Origin of the sequence: Bradyrhizobium sp. BR2003, from assembly GCF_009720285.1 — a bacterium.
GTDB classification, from domain to species: domain Bacteria; phylum Pseudomonadota; class Alphaproteobacteria; order Rhizobiales; family Xanthobacteraceae; genus Bradyrhizobium; species Bradyrhizobium elkanii.
In genome coordinates this window covers 293,428-308,017 of sequence record NZ_SMYJ01000026.1, presented here as the reverse complement: position 1 = coordinate 308,017, position 14,590 = coordinate 293,428, and the positions used below count along the sequence as shown (strand labels likewise).

The window sequence follows — 14,590 nt, the reverse complement described above, 5'->3', positions numbered from 1 at the left end:
GGCGGCACCCGGCTGATTGTTTGGGGGATAACTTTGCAAGACGCGCCGATCATTCTCGTCATCGAAGACGATCGTGATCTTCAGATGATGGTGGAGGATGCCCTGAGGGACGGCGGCTATGAGCCGGCGATCGCAGGTTCGGGCGAGGAAGCCCTGACGCTGCTGAAGGCGTTCCGCACCAAATACAGCGCACTGGTCACCGACATTCGCCTGCTCGGCCGGCTCGACGGTTGGCGTGTGGCGCGCGGCGCCCGCGAGATCGATCCGTCATTCCCGGTGCTCTACATCACCGGCGGCGGCGGCGACGAGTGGCCGACCAGAGGCGTGCCGGACAGCGTGCTGCTGAACAAGCCGTTCTCGCCCGATGAACTGGTTGCGGCCGTGGCGAAGCTGCTCGAGAATGCCGCCTAGGCCTCAGCGATTGATCGCCCCCGCGAAATTGGCGGTGCGGAGGTTGTACGGGGCAAACGTGTCTTCCAGGCCGGCATGAATGACTTCGCACAGTCGATCACGGCGGCAGCTTCCCTGATAGCCGGTCGCGATCCGGTTCTGCTCGGGATCGTCGCATTGTCGTTGCGTGTCAGCCTGCTGGCGAGCCTGCTCGCGCTGCTGATCGGCGCGCCGATCGGCGGCTGGCTTGCGATATCGAGGTTTCGAGGGCGGCAGGTGGTGATCGTGCTCGCCAATGCCTGTCTCGGCCTGCCGCCGGTCGTGGTCGGCCTCGGGCTTTATCTCCTGCTGTCGCGATCCGGACCGCTGGGTTTCGCCGGGCTGTTGTTCACGCCGACGGCAATGGTGGTGGCGCAGGTCATCCTGGCGACGCCGATCGTGGTTGCGCTGGTGCATCGTCCGGTCGCGCTGCTGTGGGCGGAATATGCCGACCTGATTCGCACCGACGGCCTGTCCCGTCTGCGCAGCCTTGCGCTGGTGTTCTCGCTCGGCCGCGCCTCGCTGCTCACCGCATTCCTCGCCGCCTTCGGCCGCGCCATCGCGGAGGTCGGCGCCATCATCATCGTGGGCGGCAATATCAGCGGCTATACGCGAACGATGACGACCGCGATCGCGCTCGAGACCAGCAAGGGCGAGCTGGCGCTCGGCCTCGGGCTTGGCGTCATCCTGCTTGCGCTGAGCGTCAGCGTCAGCACGATTGCGTTTCTGCTAGTGCGCGGCGTTGGGGAAAAATAGCTGCTCGCCGCCGACCTTGTAGCCGGCGATGGCCGACTGCCCGGCTCGCGAGACCAGCCAGTCGATGAAGGCCTGGCCGTCCGCGGCCTTCACCGTCGGATGCTTCGCCGGATTGACCAGCATCACGCCGTACTGGTTGAACAGCCGCCGGTCGCCTTCGGTCAGCACGGCGAGCTCGCCGCGGTTCTTGAACGACAGCCAGGTGCCGCGGTCGGACAGCACATAGGCATTCGACGCCGACGCCATGTTGAGCGCCGGACCCATGCCCTGGCCGATCTCGCGATACCACTGGCCCTTCGCTGAGCCGAGATCGACGCCGGCCGCTTTCCAGAGCCGCAGCTCGGCCTCGTGCGTGCCGGAGTGGTCGCCGCGCGAGATGAAGGCCGATTTGGTCGCGGCGATCTTGCGCAGGGCGTCCGCGACATCCTTGTCGCCGGCGATATGCGCCGGATCGGCCTTCGGGCCGACGATGACGAAGTCGTTGTACATGACGTCATATCGCCTGGTCGCAAAGCCCTCGGCCAGGAACTTCTCTTCGGCCACACGATCATGCACGAACACGACGTCGGCATCGCCGCGCCGTCCGATGTCGAGCGCCTGTCCGGTGCCGACCGCGACCACCTTCACGGCGATGCCCGAGGCCTCCGAGAAGCGCGGCAGAAGATAGCCGAACAAGCCGGACTGCTCGGTCGATGTCGTCGAGGCCACGATGATGGACCGGGTCTGCGCGAGCGTCGGGCCCGCGAACAACAGCGCGGCGGCGATGAGGAGGTTTCGAACGAACGATGTCATGTGAATGCTGCGTATCGGAGAACGATGTCGGTCACCTTGCCGCATTTCGTCTGGTGACGCAAAGCTGGCGCGATGTCGCGCGCTGCGATCGGCGGTGCTAGGGTCGCCCCGAACGAAGCATCAAGAAGGGATATCGGATCATGGCAGCAGAGAAGGTCGCGCTCGTTACCGCGGGCGGCAGCGGCATGGGAGCGGCGGCGGCGCGGCGCCTCGCGGCCGATGGTTTCCGCGTTGCGATCCTGTCGTCGTCGGGCAAGGGCGAGGCGCTGGCGAAGGAGCTCGGCGGCCTCGGCTTCACCGGTTCGAACCGTTCCAACGATGATCTGAAGCGCGCCGTCGACGGCGTGGTGGCGCGCTGGGGCCGCATCGATGCGCTGGTCAACAGCGCCGGCCACGGCCCGCGCGCGGGTGTGCTCGAACTGACCGACGAGCAGTGGCACACCGGTCTCGACGTCTATCTGATGAACGTGATCCGCCCGACGCGTCTCGTCGCGCCTCACATGCAGGCGCAGAAGTCGGGCGCGATCGTCAACATCTCCACCGCCTGGGCGTTCGAGCCGAGCGCGATGTTTCCGACCTCGGCGGTGTTCCGCGCCGGGCTCGCCGCGTTCACAAAGCTGTTCACCGACAGCTACGCCGCCAGCAATGTGCGCATGAACAACGTGCTGCCGGGGTGGATCGACAGCCTGCCGGCAACCGACGAGCGGCGCGACAGCGTGCCGATGAAGCGCTACGGCAAGGCGGAAGAGATCGCCGCAACCATCAGCTTCCTCGTCTCGGACGGCGCGGGCTATATCACCGGCCAGAACATCCGCGTCGATGGCGGATTGATGCGCTCGATTTGAGCCAACTGCTAAACCCGTCATCCCGAGGAGCATTTGAGCTTGTGATTCACAAGCGGCACCAAATGTTCGCCGGGACGACATTGAGGCGTGGCCCCGTTCGTACCCCATTGCGTCGTCACCACTTGCGTCTACGCGCTGCGCGGCGCGCTGCAGGCCGCGCGCGTCATAATTTCGGCCACCTCTGATTGCGTTTGTCGTGATGACAAACCGAAAGCGCAGGGCTAGCCTTCCGTCAAATCAAATCATACGGGAGGAATGGCATGCCAGACGCAGCAGTTGCAGCACGCGCTTCAGACTCCACGCAGAGCGGAGCCACGCAGCAGGTCGACGTTGCGGTGGTCGGCGCCGGCTTCGCCGGGCTTTACCTGCTGCATCGGTTGCGCAAGGCGGGTTTCTCGGCGGTTGCGCTCGAAGAGGGCGCCGATGTCGGCGGCACCTGGTACTGGAATCGCTATCCCGGCGCACGCTGCGACATCCAGACCATCGACTACAGCTACACCTTCGATCCCGAGCTCGATCAGGCCTGGACCTGGTCGGAGAAATACGCCACCCAGCCGGAAATCCTGCGCTATCTCGGCTTCGTCGCCGACCGCTACGATCTGCGTCGCGACATAAGGTTCGGCACCAAGGTCACGCAGGCGACCTGGAACGATGCGACCGGGCTCTGGCAGATCGCAACCAACAACGGCGCCAACGTCTCGTGCCGCTACTACATCATGGCGACCGGCTGCCTGTCGTCGCCGAAGCCGCCGGAGATCGACGGCGTCAAGGACTTCAAGGGCGAGATCTATTTCACCGGCCGCTGGCCGCATCAGGGCGTCGATCTCAAGGGCAAGCGCGTTGCCGTGATCGGCACCGGATCGTCGGGCATCCAGTCGATTCCTCTGATCGCCGAGCAGGCCGCGCAGCTCACCGTGTTCCAGCGCACGCCGAACTTCGCATTGCCTGCGGGCAACGGCCCGGCACCGGAGGATCGCAAGACCTATTTCGAGAGCGACCGCGCCGCCTATCGCGAGCAGGCGCGCTGGTCGATGGCCGGCGTGCCCTATCCGCAGCAGACCGTGGTGAGCTGGCAATTGAGCGACGCCGAACGCCGCGAGCGGTTCGAGAAGGCGTGGGCGGCGGGCGACCTCGTCCACATCCTGACCCAGCTCTGGGCCGACCAGGCGGTCGATGTCGACGGCAACAGACTGGTGGCCGATCTGATCCGCGAAAAGATCGGCGCCGTGGTCAAGGATCCGGAGACGGCGGCGGCGCTCGCCCCGCATGATCATCCGTTCGGCGCCAAGCGTCCCTGCCTCGATACCAACTACTACGCGACCTACAACCGTCCGAACGTGACGCTGGTGAATTTGCGGCAGGAGCCGATCAAGGCGATCACCGCCAGCGGCATCTCAACCGACAAGCGCAGCTTCGATGTCGACGTCATCGTGTTTGCCACCGGCTTCGACGCGATGACCGGCGCCATCATGGCGGTGCATCCGATCTCCGGCCGCGGTGGCAAGTCGCTGTCGGACGTCTGGGCGCACGGACCGCAGACCTATCTCGGCGTCACCGTCGCGGGCTTCCCCAATCTGTTCATGATCACCGGTCCCGGCAGCCCGTCGGTGCTGTCGAACATGGCGGTCTCGATCGAGCAGCATGTCGACTGGGTGGTCGACCGCATCGCCGCGCTGCGCGACGCCGGCTTCACCACGATGGAAGCGACCGAGACCGCGCAAGCCGGCTGGGAACGGCACATGGCCGACTGCGCGACGCTGACGCTGCACCGGCTCGCCAACACCTGGTACACGGGCGCCAACGTACCCGGCAAGCCGCAGGGCGTGATGCCTTATACGGGCGGCGTCGGTCCGTATCGCAGCATCTGCAACGAGGTGGTCGACCGCGGCATGCTCGGCTTCAAGCTCTCGGGTCCCGGCGTTGCCGAGCAGTGCAATGACGGCGAGGTGGTGCGCTTGCAGCCGGATGTGCGGCTCGTGCTCGGCATGCTGGCGGAGATGAACCTGCCGCCGCTCGAGACGATGGGCGCGCAGGGCGCGCGCGACTTCCTCACCGAGTTCAACAAGGGGCGTCCCTTTGGCCGCCCGGTCGGCGAGGTGGGCAGCGGCATGCTGCAGGGCGCGGACGGTCCGCTGCCGTACAAGCTCTACCGGCCGGCGACGCCGGGGCCGCATCCGATCGTGGTGTATTTCCACGGCGGCGGCTGGGTGCTCGGCGACGAGATGTCGGACGATCCGTTCTGCCGCGACCTGTGCCGGCGCACCGGCATGATCATCGTCAGCGTCGGCTATCGCCACGCGCCCGAGCATCGCTTCCCGGCCGCGGCCGAGGATGGCTATGCGGCGGCGCGCTGGATCGCGGCCCACACCGCCGAGCTCGGCGGCAGGGCAGGGCCGCTGCTGGTCGCCGGCTGGAGCGCCGGCGGCAACATCGCGGCCGTCACCTGCCAGCTCGCGCGCGATCGCGGCGGGCCCGAGATCGCGGGCCAGCTCCTGATCTGTCCGGTCACGGATTCCACATTCGACCGGCCGTCCTATGTCGACAACGCGACCAGCTATTTCCTGACCCGCGGGCTGATGTACTGGTTCTGGGACCTGTACTGCTCGCCGGCCGATCGCACCGACCCGCGCGTCGCGCCGCTGCGCGGCAGGCTCGAAGGCTTGCCGCCGGCGTTCATCGCGACCAGCGAGTTCGACCCGCTGCGCGACGAAGGCATCGCCTATGGCGACGCGCTCGCCAAGGCCGGCGTCAAGGTCGAGCAGCTCAAGGCGCAGGGTCACTTCCACTCGTCGTTCGTGATGGTCGACGTCATCATCACCGGCGTCGCCGGCCGCGTGAAGATGGCGAAGGCACTGCGGCGCTTCGCTGGCCTGCCCGAGGAGATCGAGCAGGACAACGTTGCGACGCCGGAGGTCAATGCGGCCGCGAACTAGTTCGGGAGTGTGATCAGGTGGCGCGTCGTGCCCGGGCTTGTCCCGGGCATCCACCTCTTGTCGCGGAGGCGTTCCGCCAAAATATCGAAAACAACCCCATGCAAAGTAGCCGGCGGCGGCTGGCGCTCGACCAGGCGACTTGACACGTCGGGCAACTCAGGGGCACATTTCCAATATTCCGAAATTTGTGCGGACGCGACGGAACGCCGCATCCTTGCCGTGCGACGTCGTCGCGTCATGCCCTAGCCGAGCTCGAACGTCGTGACGCCGAACACGCGATCGATCCGCAATGGCGGGATCGCGCCGGTATACATCCGCGCGGTCTCGAACACCGGTAACAGCCCGAGGTCTTGCGCCAGCGCGACGGCGTCGCGGTTGATCGCGGGGACGTCGAGGAAGATCTCGCCGTCGCCTGTGCTCGCGAGCAATGCCGACAGGATGGCCTCGGCGCCGGCACGGTCATCGGCGACGAGCGGGCCGATCTTGCGACCGGTCCGGCAGGGGCGGATCACGCCCCAGCCGGCCAGCCTGCCGTCGCGCATCAGCGCGCGCCCGACATGTCCCGGCGTATTGATCCAGCTGCGCAGGAAGGCGGGGCGCGGTGCGGGAAACACCGTGGCGTCATCGGCCTCGATCAGCGCCATCGGCAGATCGGTCAGCGCGACTGTGCCGTCGCTCGGCGCAGATGGTGCGGCGACAGTGCCGCCAAACCGCATATTGGCGTAAGCGAGCGTGAAGCCGGACTTCTGGTAGTTCGCCTGCTGCGCCACCACGCCATCGAGCCCGATCACGCGCGGGCGCGCATGTGCGATGGCCGCATTCCAGATCTTCAGGCCGTGGCCGCGGCCGCGCAGATCCGGGCGCACGATGTAGAAGCCCAGGAAGGAAAATTGTGCGCCGTAATTGACGCAGGAGATCACCGCGGCAGGCTCGCCGTCGAGCTCGCCGATGAAGAAGCCCTGCGGGTCTTCGGCGGCAAAGCAGGGCGCATCGGCGAGACCGGGATTCCATCCCTCCGCCGCGGCCCAGTCCACCGCGAGCGCGATCTCGTCTGGTCGCATGTGCTGGATGCGTAGCTCGCTCATCGACGCCGACCTCGTGTGACGGAGTCACGGATCGTGCCTCCCTGCCTGCGCGACGACAATACTCCGGGAGAATACGACTGCCCACACAGTGTGACGCGACGCACGGAAAGTTTTCGACGAATTCGCGTAACAATTTATGGTTTTGTTGTAATCAGAAACACGTTTGACTTGTTGTTGCCGCAAGCCTAACAATCTCCTGCGCGGTTCGTGGACGTCAGGCTCGACGCACGTGAGTGCCGATCCGACGATCCTCGCGTCGCAAAACTCGAAACTGGAAATCACCCTCAGCAGAAAGGATTGCAGCGTACGTCGGCAAGACGACTGAACGGAATTTGGGGACGTTTCTGATTTCACCCAAAACGGAGTTTTTTCATGACTCAAGTTGTTAATTTGTCCGGCAACCCTGACATCGATGGCATTCTCTGGGGATGGGAATGGGGTTCAGGCGGCGCGCAGGATCTGACGTTTTCGTTCCCCACCGGCACGGCTGAATACAACTACCAGGAAATCGATAATTTCAGCGCGTTCACCGCGATCCAGCAGACGGCGGTGCGTACAGCACTAGCCAATGTCGCTAGCTTCACCAATCTCACCTTTACGGAGACAACGGCCGCCGGCGCGACGCTGCGTTACGCCAACGCCGACAAGATCAACTACACCGACGACAGCAATGTCGCCTCGCACACCGGGTTGCACGTTCCCGGCAATGCGCCAGGCACCGCGGAAGCCAATCCGCCGGAGCTTGGATACAACGGCAATGCGCCATTCTCCGCGATGGGCGCGCAAGGCGACGCATGGTTCGTCACCGGCGGTTACACCAACCCGGTGCTCGGCAGCTTCCAGGATGCCGCCGGCATCATGCACGAGACCGGCCATAATCTCGGATTGAAGCACGGCCACGTCACGCAAGACGGGCACGGCGTGACATTCCCCGCGCTGCCGGCCGATCACAACTCCTACGAATATTCGGTGATGACCTACAGCCAGTTTCCTGGCGACAACGCCACCAATGGCGATAACGCGCCCGATCACCCGACCACCTACATGCAGGACGACATCGCCGCGCTGCAGTACATGTATGGCGCGAACTACGGGGTCACGGCGCATAACGGCAATACCATCTACACCTGGAGCTCCTTCACCGGCCAGGAGTTCATCGACGGCGTCGGGCAAGGCGCGCCGCAAAGCAACTACGTGCTGATGACGGTGTGGGATGGCGGCGGCACCGACACCTACGACCTCTCCAACTACACGACCAACCTCTCCGTCGACCTCAATCCCGGCGCCTGGACCATCCTGGACACCAGCGCGGCGCACGCGCAGCGTGCCGATCTCGGCAATGACGGGGCGGGCGGTGCCGAATATTTCGCGCGCGGCAACATCGCCAATGCGCTGATCGATCCGAACAACCCGACCGAGACGGCATCGCTGATCGACAACGCCAATGGCGGCTCGGGCAACGACACGATGACCGGCAACGACATCGACAACGTGCTTCGCGGCAATGGCGGCAACGATACGATCGACGGCAGGGGCGGCACCAACACGGTCGTCTACAGCGGAACGAGGCTGCAATATATCGCGACCCTGCTGGGCAGCGGCGCGATCCAGATCGCCGACCAGCGCGGCGGATCAGCTGACGGGACGGACACCGTCACCAACATCCAGAACTTCCAGTTTGCCGACGGCACCTTCAACCAGACCGAGGTGCTGAATCGCCCGCCGGTGCTGTCGCCCGATCCGGGATCGCCGCATTCGCTGACCGAATTGGCCGACACGACCAATTCCGCTGCGCTGCAGGAGTTGCTCGGCACACTGACGTTCTCCGATGCGAATGTCGGCGACACCCACACCGCAAGTGCCGCGCCCGACTCCGCGACCTGGTCCGGTGGGGCCACTATTCCGCTCGCGACCCAGGCGGCCCTCGCGACCGCATTGACCGATTCGATCGGCGTCGACGGCACCAGCGGGACGCTCAACTGGCAGTTCGACCTGGCGGACAAGAACCTGGACTTCCTGGCAACCGGCGAGACGCTGACCGTGGTCTACGACCTCACGGTCTCCGATCATCACACCGGCTCCAGTGTCAGCGACAGTTCGACCCAGCAGGTGACGGTCGTCTTCACCGGCACCAATGATCCCGTGTCGGTGGTTCCGGCACTCTCCGATCTGACCGGCACGATCAGCGAATTGCCCGGCGTCACCGGGAGCTCGACGCCGGACGAGACCTCCGGTGCGATTGCGTTCACCGATCCTGACCTCAACGACCGCCCGAGCGCGACGATCGATACCGCCAGCGAGACGGTGACGTGGCAGGACGCGACGCACGACTTCACGTCGGAGCTTACGCCAGCCCAGATCGCCTCGCTCGAGGCCGCCTTTACGATCACGCCCGAGGGCGGCAACACCAACGCAGGCAAGATCGACTGGAGCTTCAGCATTGCCGACAAGGATCTGGATTTCCTGTCAGTCGGCGAGAGCCTCATCGTCACGGTGCCCGTCATCATCGACGATGCGCATGGCGGGGCCGTCACCCAGGATGTCGTCCTGACCATCAACGGCGCCAATGATGCGCCGATTGCGGTCACCGACAGCAATGGCACGGCCAAGAAGTCCACGCTGGTCGACGCGTCGCACGGTTTGCTGTCCAACGACACCGATCCCGACGTTCACGATCAGGGCCACCTGGTGGTCAGCGCCGTCGACGGGGCCGCCGGCAATGTCGGGCATACCGTGGTGGGCACCTACGGATCGCTGACGCTGAATGCCGACGGCAGCTATGTCTATGTCGCCAACAACGGCGGCTTGCCGTCGCAGATCGTCGCGCAGGACACGTTCGACTACACGATAGCCGATCCCCATGGTGCGACGGCGTCGTCGACGCTGAGCATCGTCGTCTTCAATCCCGGCGCCGACTACCAGGCCGGAAGCCACACGACGCTGAATGGCGGCAACGGCCAGGACGTGCTCGATGGTTCGGCCGGGCACGACATCCTGATCGGCGGCAATGGTCCCGACGTCCTGATCGGCGGTGACGGCGATACGTTGACGGGCAACAACGGGCCGGACACGTTCCTGTTCCGCCCGCATTTCGGAACCAACGTCATCACCGATTTCGATCTGCACAATGATGCCGTGCAGCTCGACAAGTCGATCTTCACCAGCGTCGACGACATGCTCGCCAATCATGCGACCGACACCGCCGCCGGTGCCGTCATCACCGACGCGTTCGGCGATACGATCACCTTCGCCGGCATCCATACGGCGCAGTTGCAGGCGCACGCGGGCGATTTCCATCTGGTGTGAGCCGGATGGAATAGTCCTGCCGCTTGATTCACAAGGCCGCCCGCCGCAATCTGCTTGCGGCGGGCGGATGATCGGAAAATTCAAATGACGTGGCGTTCGCCACTATTTGCTATCGCCGCCATCGTCCTTGGCGTGATCGACATGACCGCGACGACACAGATGAATGCGACCAGTGCTCTCGTCGCCTCGCCGGTGTCAGGCGCGGCGCCGCTCGAGGTGACCTTCTCCGGCACCGGGCCGGGAATACCGGAGGGCGTGGTCGTGCTCGAGTTCGGCGATGGCAGTATCGACGATACGATCTCGTCGATCCGCGGCTTCACGCGCACACACATCTATCGCGCGGCAGGATCGTACATGGCTGTGCTGAGGAGCGGTGCCTATGGCGGTCAACGGCCGGCTGTGTTGAGCGAAATCGCGCGCGTGACAATCCTCGTGCGTTAGGGCTTGCCGTTGCGCCGAGTTGTCAATCGGCCCAATCAAACAGCCTTATCAATTAACCTTCGGCCGGTACGCCGCGAAGAACACGCGCGTTGCGCTGTCGACGACATCAGCGATCCGATCCGGCGAGGGCGAGGGCTTGGCCTGGAAGATGAACGCCTGGAACAGCGTCGCCTGGCACATTTGCATGAATTGCCAGGCCGCGAGCTGGTAGTCGTCGATCACGAGCTCGCCGAGCGCGGCGCGCGCCTCCAGATAGGCGGCGAAGCGGTCGACGGTGTGAGCGATGACGTGGGTATAGAACCGGCTGCCGAGCTCGGGCATCCGCTCGGCGATCGCCATCACGGTGCGGATCGCCGAGCCGCCGCCGGGCCGGCACAACACCGCGACATAGGCGCGGCCGAATTCGGGGAGGGTGGTGTCGACGTCGCGCGCCGGATCGAAATTGAAGGCGACCTTGCCCTGTTCGAGTTTTTCCTCCTCGACGATCGCCGCGAACAGCCCGGCCTTGTCGGGGAAATAGACATAGAGCGTGCCCTTGGAGACGCCGGCAGCGCGCGCGATCTCGCCCATGCTCGCGCCGTCAAAGCCGAGCTCCAGGAACACCTTGCGGGCGCCGTCCAGGATCTGGCGGCGTTTCGACGATTCCTCCTCGCCGACGGACTGGACGGAGGTTTGGGGCGCTGCAACCATTGATTTAGCTTCCAAGGAAAGAATTCAACCCAGAGTGGGAAAGGGAAGAATCGAAGCCCTATAATCTGGCAGGTGGGAATATAGATTGACCGAACCGTTCGGTCAATGGTATCTTGACAGTGACGATGCGCCGCACGGCCCTTATTCCGCCATCGCGCGCGTCAAGATTTTTTGTGGGGAGCCTCGGCTATGGCCGCAGCACGGGATCAGGCTGCACGCATCGTTCGTTCCGAGCCTGGGATGGCCGAGGACGCGATCACGCGCGATGCATCCGCCGATCTCGGCGAGCAGGGCCGGGCTGATGAAGCCAAAGGTCCCGGCGACAAGCGCCCCGCGGAGGCGCCGCCCGCGTCTGCGCCCGAGCAGCCGGCGGCTGCGCCTGCTGCGGCGCCAGCGCCGAAATCCGGCAAGCGCAAATTCGTGTTGATAGGCATCGTCGGCCTGCTCGCGCTCGCCGCCGCAAGCTATGCCGCCTATTATCTGATGGTCGGGCGCTTCTACGTCTCGACCGACGATGCCTATGTCCGCGCCAACAACTCCATGCTCGGCGCGCGCGTCGCGGGCCATATCGCGGCGATCCTGCCCGGCGACAACGCGCTGGTGCGCGCGGGCGACGTGATCTTCCGGATCGATGACGGCGACTACCGTATCGCGGTCGATGCCGCGCGCACCCGGATCGCGACCCAGCAGGCGACGATCGAGCGCATCGGCCGCCAGGTTGCGGCGGCGGTGAGTTCGGTCGAGCAGGCCCAGGCCCAGCTCGCGTCGGCGCAGGCCGGCCTGAAGCGCGCCGATCTCGATTTCGATCGCCAGCAGGCGCTCAGCACCAAGGGTTTTGCTTCGCGTGCTACGTTTGAAGTCTCGGAGGCCGGCCGCGACCAGGGCGCGGCCAGCGTGCGATCCGCGCAGGCGGCCTATGATGCCGCCAAGGATAATGTCGAGGTGACCAAGGCGCAGCAGGCCGAGGCCCGCGCCCAGCTCGCCGAACTGCAGACCCAGCTCGCCAAGGCCGAGCGCGATCTCGAATTCACCAATGTCCGCGCGCCGGTCGACGGCACCTTCTCCAACCGCCTGGTCAACACCGGCGACTATATCAATGTCGGTCAGCGGCTCGGCAATGTGGTGCCGCTCGACGGCGTGTTCATCGACGCCAACTATAAAGAGACCCAGCTCAAGCGCATCCGCACCGGGCAGCGGGTGACGATCAAGGTCGACGCCTACGGCTTCCGCAAGTTCACCGGCCTCGTCGACAGCATTTCGCCGGCAGCGGGCTCGGTGTTCACGCTGCTGCCACCCGACAACGCCACCGGCAACTTCACCAAGATCGTGCAGCGCCTGCCGGTCCGCATTCGCGTGCCGGCCAGCGTCGCCAAGCAGGGCCTCTTGCGCGCCGGCATGTCGGTCTACACCACCGTCGACACCCGCGAGGGCGCGGCGGACGCCGATGCCGAAACCGATCTCGACGCGCCGATGATGATCCATCCGCAGTGATGTCCTGAAGCTTCGGACGGAGTCCGAGGCTTGGAGCCGATGAGTCCATGGCTGATACGACCACTGCTTCGCCCTCGATGATGACCGGCGCCTCGGAGTCCGAGCGCATCCAGCCGAAGCGGCTGGTCGCCTTCATCATCATGGTGTTCGGCATGTTCATGTCGATCCTGGACATCCAGATCGTCTCGGCCTCGCTGTCCGAGATCCAGGCCGGCCTGTCGGCCTCTTCGACCGAAGTGTCGTGGGTGCAGACCGCCTATCTGATCGCCGAAGTGATCGCGATTCCCTTGTCCGGATTCCTGTCGCGCGCGCTTGGCACAAGGCTGTTGTTTGCGATCTCGGCGTTCGGCTTCACCGCCTCGAGCCTGCTGTGCGGCTTCGCTTCCTCGATCGAGCAGATGATCCTGTGGCGCGCGCTGCAGGGCTTTCTTGGCGCCGGCATGATCCCGACGGTGTTCGCCTCGGCCTACACGATCTTCCCGCGCACCAAATTCCACATCGTGGCGCCGATCATCGGCCTCGTCGCGACGCTGGCGCCCACGGTTGGACCGACCGTCGGCGGCTACATCACCGACCTGATGTCGTGGCACTGGCTGTTCTTCATCAACATCGTACCCGGCGTCATCATCACGGCAGGCGTGCTGGCGCTGGTCGATTTCGACCAGCCGAACTTCGCGCTGCTCGAGCGCTTCGACTGGTGGGGCCTGATCTTCATGGGCGGCTTCCTCGGCTCGCTCGAATATGTGCTGGAGGAGGGGCCGCAATATGAGTGGCTGCAGGACACTTCGGTCGCGATCTGCGCCGCGGTCTGCTTCGTCTCGGCGGTCGCGTTCTTCTGGCGCGTCTTGACCGCGGAGGAGCCGATCGTCGATCTCTACGCCTTTTCCAATCGCAATTTCGCGGTCGGCTGCGTGCTGCAGTTCTGCATCGGCATCGGGCTCTATGGCCTCACTTACGTCTATCCGCGCTATCTCGCCGAGATCCGCGGCTACAGCGCGCTGATGATCGGCGAGACCATGTTCGTCTCCGGCGTCACCATGTTCTTCATGGCGCCCGTGGTCGGGCGGCTGATGCAGAAGGTCGATTTGCGCTACATCATCGCCTTCGGCCTCGTGACCTTCGCGCTCGGCTCCTGGCAGATGACCTGGATCACCCGCGACTATGATTTCTACGAGCTGCTGCTGCCGCAGATCCTGCGCGGCATCGGCATGATGTGCGCGATGGTGCCGACCAACAACATCGCGCTCGCCACATTGCCGCAGGATCGCGTCAAGAACGCCTCCGGCCTGTTCAATTTGATGCGCAATCTCGGCGGCGCGGTCGGGCTCGCCGTCATCAACGAGGTGCTCAACGACCGCACCGACCTGCACATCTCGCGGCTGCATGACCGCGTGACCTGGGGCAACACCACCGCGGTCGAGACCCTCAACATGTTCACCCAGCGCATGCAGGGCATGGGCGATTCCGCCGTCATGGCGATGAAGCAGCTTTCGCAGATCGTGCACCGCCAGGCCGCGGTGATGGGCTATGGCGACGCCTTCTTCATGCTGTCGCTGTTCTATGTCGCGCTCAGCCTTCTGGTGCTGTTCGTCAACAAGCCGCCGTCGATGACCGCGAGCGGCGGCGACGCGCATTAGGTGGTGTCATCTGTTTTCGTAGCCCGCATGAGCGGAGCGACATGCGGGACCGATCTCAACAGTTCATCGCTGAACGTGACGCGGCCCCGGATATCGCTTCGCTCATCCGGGCTACGGAGCGTCGAGCTCCAGGCGTTGATCTGTATTGACGCATGTGTCCGCCAGTCTGCAATAATCTGACGTGG

At 64.8% G+C, this 14,590-nt stretch carries 11 protein-coding genes; 8 read left to right on the top strand and 3 right to left on the bottom strand.

Annotation, left to right across the window (positions count from 1 at the left end; all coding sequences use genetic code 11):
• Nucleotides 1-33: 33 nt before the first annotated feature.
• Nucleotides 34-411 carry a response regulator gene (locus E2I15_RS20445; RefSeq protein ID WP_016845813.1) on the top strand — a complete coding sequence of 126 codons (378 nt, stop codon included), beginning with the start codon at nt 34-36 and terminating at the stop codon, nt 409-411.
• 75 nt (nt 412-486) lie between these two features.
• Nucleotides 487-1,185 carry an ABC transporter permease gene (locus tag E2I15_RS20440; protein ID WP_016845814.1) on the top strand — a complete coding sequence of 233 codons (699 nt, stop codon included), beginning with the start codon at nt 487-489 and terminating at the stop codon, nt 1,183-1,185.
• Here E2I15_RS20440 and E2I15_RS20435 read toward each other — a convergent pair.
• Complete coding sequence (locus E2I15_RS20435; protein WP_137480555.1) at nt 1,159-1,977, bottom strand: ABC transporter substrate-binding protein; 819 nt, start codon at nt 1,975-1,977, stop codon at nt 1,159-1,161. The two genes, E2I15_RS20440 and E2I15_RS20435, sit on opposite strands and share 27 nt — an antisense overlap.
• Nucleotides 1,978-2,117: 140 nt before the next feature.
• On the opposite strand from E2I15_RS20435, the gene E2I15_RS20430 reads away from it, so the two are divergent.
• Together E2I15_RS20430 and E2I15_RS20425 are read left to right on the top strand one after the other, a co-directional pair.
• Entirely contained in the window at nt 2,118-2,822 is a 705-nt protein-coding gene (locus tag E2I15_RS20430; RefSeq protein ID WP_016845816.1) for an SDR family oxidoreductase, read from the top strand.
• A 260-nt stretch (nt 2,823-3,082) separates the two neighbouring features.
• On the top strand, nt 3,083-5,755 hold the full coding sequence (locus E2I15_RS20425; RefSeq protein WP_137480557.1) for a flavin-containing monooxygenase: 2,673 nt from the start codon (nt 3,083-3,085) through the stop codon (nt 5,753-5,755).
• Nucleotides 5,756-5,997: 242 nt separating this feature from the next.
• Here E2I15_RS20425 and E2I15_RS20420 read toward each other — a convergent pair whose 3' ends face one another.
• Nucleotides 5,998-6,840: a GNAT family N-acetyltransferase gene (locus E2I15_RS20420; protein WP_137480559.1), complete on the bottom strand. Its 843-nt coding sequence runs from the start codon at nt 6,838-6,840 to the stop codon at nt 5,998-6,000.
• A 372-nt stretch (nt 6,841-7,212) separates the two neighbouring features.
• Between E2I15_RS20420 and E2I15_RS20415 the strand changes: the two genes are divergently transcribed.
• Together E2I15_RS20415 and E2I15_RS20410 are read left to right on the top strand one after the other, a co-directional pair.
• Nucleotides 7,213-10,146 carry a cadherin-like domain-containing protein gene (locus E2I15_RS20415; RefSeq protein ID WP_137480561.1) on the top strand — a complete coding sequence of 978 codons (2,934 nt, stop codon included), beginning with the start codon at nt 7,213-7,215 and terminating at the stop codon, nt 10,144-10,146.
• Between the two features lie 84 nt (nt 10,147-10,230).
• Complete coding sequence (locus E2I15_RS20410) at nt 10,231-10,587, top strand: hypothetical protein (RefSeq protein WP_137480563.1); 357 nt, start codon at nt 10,231-10,233, stop codon at nt 10,585-10,587.
• 48 nt (nt 10,588-10,635) lie between these two features.
• Here E2I15_RS20410 and E2I15_RS20405 read toward each other — a convergent pair whose 3' ends face one another.
• Nucleotides 10,636-11,277 carry a TetR/AcrR family transcriptional regulator gene (locus tag E2I15_RS20405; RefSeq protein ID WP_137480565.1) on the bottom strand — a complete coding sequence of 214 codons (642 nt, stop codon included), beginning with the start codon at nt 11,275-11,277 and terminating at the stop codon, nt 10,636-10,638.
• A gap of 189 nt (nt 11,278-11,466) precedes the next feature.
• On the opposite strand from E2I15_RS20405, the gene E2I15_RS20400 reads away from it, so the two are divergent.
• A complete protein-coding gene (locus tag E2I15_RS20400) occupies nt 11,467-12,768 on the top strand; it encodes an HlyD family secretion protein (protein WP_170991629.1) in 1,302 nt (433 codons plus the stop codon).
• Between the two features lie 47 nt (nt 12,769-12,815).
• On the top strand, nt 12,816-14,405 hold the full coding sequence (locus E2I15_RS20395; protein ID WP_137480568.1) for a DHA2 family efflux MFS transporter permease subunit: 1,590 nt from the start codon (nt 12,816-12,818) through the stop codon (nt 14,403-14,405).
• Nucleotides 14,406-14,590 lie beyond the last annotated feature (185 nt).